The following is a 3799-nucleotide window of genomic DNA, read 5'->3' as shown; positions in this document are numbered from 1 at the left end:
CTGCCGCACCGCCCGCAGCAGCAGCGCCGCCTCCCCACCGCCCCCGCCGCCCACCGCCCGCGCGGCAACCGCCTGCAACACCGTCGCGGTACCGAAACAGACCGCCGCACCAAGCGCACACACCATCCCAAAGAGCACAAAGGGACTTTAGGGGAGGGGGTGCGACGGACGGGGTGCCTGCGTGGCGCTTATTACCGATCTCTAGGCTGACCGCCGGACAACCCAGAGACGAACAAGACGAACAACCAGAGACGAACAACGGGGAGACGCGAAAATGGCGGAGACACGGCGCCGGCTGCGCTCGAGCACGGTCGTGCTCGGCGGCATGGGAGTCGTCGCGGCGGCACTCACGTCCTGCGGCTCGGAACCCGACCGCCGCTGCGTCGACCGCGACAGCTACACCTACGAGGGCTACAAGGTCGTCGCCGACAAGAACTGCAACTCCTCCAGCTCCGGCTCCTCCTCGTACGGCAAGAGCGGCAAGAAGAAGACCGGCAACACCAGCACCGCCGACGCCGCCTGGTACTACGACGCCGACGTCAGCTCCGGCCACGCCGACTACGGCACCTTCAGCAAGAGCGAGGCCGTGGACCGCGGCGGCTTCGGCTGCTCCGGCGGCAGCAGCGGCGGCTGAGCGGACGCGGGACGACGAGCGGACGCACACCATGGAACGCCGCACCACCGAACCCCGCCCCGGCTGGCAGCAGACCGTCGAGGAGCAGGGACTCATCTATCCCCTCACCCGCTACCCCGACGACTCACTGCGCCCCTACTGGGACGAGAGCGCCTACTACGTCTTCTCCCTCGACGAGGTCGAGGCACTGGAGGAGGCTGTCGAGGAGCTCCACCTCATGTGTCTGCGGGCGGCGGACCACATCGTCACGACCGGCCGCTTCGCCGACCTCGGCATCACCGACCCGCGCGTCGCGGACGCGGTTGCCGAGGCCTGGCGACGCCGCGCCGAACTCCCCTCCGTCTACGGCCGCTTCGACCTCCGCTACGACGGCACCGGCCCGGCCAAGCTCCTGGAGTACAACGCCGACACCCCCACCTCCCTCGTCGAGGCCGCCTCCCCCCAGTGGTTCTGGATGGAGGAGCGCTTCCCCGGCGCCGACCAGTGGAACTCCCTCCACGAGCGCCTCATCGCCGCGTGGAAGAAGCAGGCCGCGCTGCTCCCGCCCGGCAGCCCTCTGTACTTCGCGTACTCCTCGGCCGACGAACTCGGCGAGGACCTCATGACGGTCGCCTATCTCCAGGAGACCGCCGAGCAGGCCGGCCTGGACACCGCCTGGATCTCCATGGAGGAGATCGGCTGGGACCCGCTGTCCAGCCGCTTCGTCGACAAGCAACTCCGGTTCATCCGCAGCTGCTTCAAGCTCTACCCCTGGGAGTGGCTGACCACCGACCGCTTCGCCGACCACGTCCTCGACACCCTCGACAACGGCGGCGGAACGGGCAGCACCCTGTGGATCGAGCCCGCCTGGAAGATGCTGCTGAGCAACAAGGCGCTCCTCGCGATCCTCTGGGAGCTGTACCCGGGCCACCCCAACCTCCTCCCCGCATATCTGGACGGGCCACGGGAGTTGGCCGATTCGAAGGGGTACGTCGCCAAGCCGCTGCTGGGCCGCGAGGGCGCCGGCGTGACGATCCACGAACCGGGTGCCGCGTCCGTGCTGCGCGAGGAACCCTGCTGCTACCAGGAGTTGGCACTCCTGCCCGACTTCGACGGCAACCGCGTCGTCCTCGGTGCCTGGGTCGTCGAGGACGACTCCGCGGGCCTCGGCATCCGCGAGTCGTCCGGACCGGTGACCGACGAATACGCGCGCTTCCTGCCCCACGTGATCCTCTGACGCGACAGAATGATCGACCCGCGACGAACGGAGACGGGCGAGGTGAGCGACGCGGACATCGAGAAGGTGATCACCCTGACGAAGCTCCGGGGAACCACCTGCATCCCCAACTTCACGGTCCTCGCCTGGGGCCGCAAGCCGTCCTGTCCCCGCCCGCCGCACAGAGCCGCCCATGCCGACCGCGGACGGCGCCCAGGCCCCGGAGCAGGGTGATTCCTCGCTCGTATGGTGGACGCGAGGCCTCCCGCGGCCGGGCTGCCCGGTAGGGTGGCCGACGGGCCGTGACTGGCGCGCTGGGATGGGACGGACCATCGGGGAGCGGCCTGTGAGTGACCGAGTGCCGTGCGCCTGGGCCGAACCGTGAATCGTGACCGCAACCGCCACGCCATCCGGAGGCCGCACATGTCGGAGCAGCAGCCCCTCTCCACCGAGTCCACCGCCTTCCGCGCCGCCCTCGACGTGATCCGCGCCGTCGAGCCGCGCGTCGCCGACGCCATCGGCCAGGAGGTCCACGATCAGCGCGAGATGCTCAAGCTGATCGCCTCCGAGAACTACGCCTCCCCGGCCACCCTCCTCGCGATGGGCAACTGGTTCAGCGACAAGTACGCCGAGGGCACCATCGGCCGCCGCTTCTACGCCGGCTGTCGCAACGTCGACACCGTGGAGTCGCTCGCCGCCGAGCACGCCAAGGAGCTCTTCGGCGCCCGCCACGCCTACGTCCAGCCGCACTCCGGCATCGACGCCAACCTCGTCGCCTTCTGGTCCGTCCTCGCCGACCGCGTCGAGGTCCCCTTCCTGGAGAAGGCGGGCGCCCGTCAGGTCAACGACCTCACCGACGCCGACTGGGCCGAGCTCCGTCAGGCCTTCGGCAACCAGCGCATGCTCGGCATGTCCCTGGACGCCGGCGGCCACCTCACCCACGGATTCCGCCCCAACATCTCCGGCAAGATGTTCGACCAGCGCTCCTACGGCACGGACCCGGCAACTGGGCTGATCGACTACGAGGCGTTGCGGTTGTCCGCCCGTGAGTTCAAGCCGCTCATCATCGTCGCCGGCTACTCCGCCTACCCCCGGCTGGTGAACTTCCGCATCATGCGCGAGATCGCCGACGAGGTCGGGGCGACCCTGATGGTGGACATGGCGCACTTCGCCGGCCTGGTGGCGGGCAAGGTGCTGACCGGCGACTTCGACCCGGTCCCGCACGCCCAGATCGTCACCACCACCACCCACAAGTCGCTGCGCGGCCCGCGCGGCGGCATGGTCCTGTGCGACGACTCCCTCAAGGACCAGGTCGACCGCGGCTGCCCGATGGTTCTCGGCGGTCCGCTCCCGCACGTCATGGCCGCGAAGGCGGTGGCGCTGGCCGAGGCCCGTCAGCCCTCCTTCCAGGACTACGCCCAGCGCATCGTCGACAACTCCCGAGCCCTCGCCGAGGGCCTGATGCGACGCGGCGCCACCCTCGTCACCGGTGGCACCGACAACCATCTCAACCTGATCGACGTCGCCTCCTCCTACGGCCTCACCGGCCGCCAGGCCGAGGCCGCCCTCCTCGACTCCGGCATCGTCACCAACCGCAACGCGATCCCGGCCGACCCCAACGGCGCCTGGTACACCTCCGGCATCCGCATCGGCACCCCGGCCCTCACCACCCGTGGCCTGGGCACCGCCGAGATGGACGAGGTCGCCGGCCTCATCGAGCGCGTCCTCACCACCACCGAGCCGGGCACCACCAAGTCGGGCGCCCCCTCCAAGGCCGCCCACATCCTCGACGCCAAGGTCGCGGACGAGATCGCCCACCGCGCCACCGACCTCGTGGCCGGCTTCCCGCTGTACCCCGAGATCGACCTGGGCTGATCAACGCTCTCTTGAGTTGTCAAAGACCGGCGACTCACAGATCGATGAGTTCCTGACGTGGCCCCTCCCGCGGCGGTCCGGCTCCCCGCCGGCCC

The 3799-nt window shown here is 69.8% G+C and carries 4 protein-coding genes and 1 riboswitch; all 4 genes read left to right on the top strand.

The window, feature by feature from the left end; genetic code table 11:
* Positions 1-274 precede the first annotated feature (274 nt).
* A complete protein-coding gene (locus TN53_RS40015) occupies positions 275-634 on the top strand; it encodes a hypothetical protein (RefSeq protein ID WP_046263782.1) in 360 nt (119 codons plus the stop codon).
* A gap of 31 nt (positions 635-665) precedes the next feature.
* A complete protein-coding gene (locus TN53_RS40010; RefSeq protein WP_046263781.1) occupies positions 666-1850 on the top strand; it encodes a glutathionylspermidine synthase family protein in 1185 nt (394 codons plus the stop codon).
* Between the two features lie 42 nt (positions 1851-1892).
* Positions 1893-2063 (top strand): hypothetical protein, encoded by a 171-nt coding sequence (locus TN53_RS40005; RefSeq protein ID WP_159038251.1) that lies wholly within the window; start codon positions 1893-1895, stop codon positions 2061-2063.
* 58 nt (positions 2064-2121) lie between these two features.
* A riboswitch (ZMP/ZTP riboswitch) is annotated at positions 2122-2211 on the top strand.
* A gap of 41 nt (positions 2212-2252) precedes the next feature.
* Complete coding sequence (locus TN53_RS40000; RefSeq protein ID WP_046263779.1) at positions 2253-3704, top strand: glycine hydroxymethyltransferase; 1452 nt, start codon at positions 2253-2255, stop codon at positions 3702-3704.
* Positions 3705-3799 lie beyond the last annotated feature (95 nt).

The sequence above is a fragment of the Streptomyces sp. WM6386 genome, from assembly GCF_000972385.1.
In the GTDB taxonomy this organism is placed as follows: Bacteria; Actinomycetota; Actinomycetes; order Streptomycetales; family Streptomycetaceae; genus Streptomyces.
The sequence above is the reverse complement of the archived record's forward strand: the minus strand, read 5'-3'. Positions and strand labels throughout refer to the sequence as shown.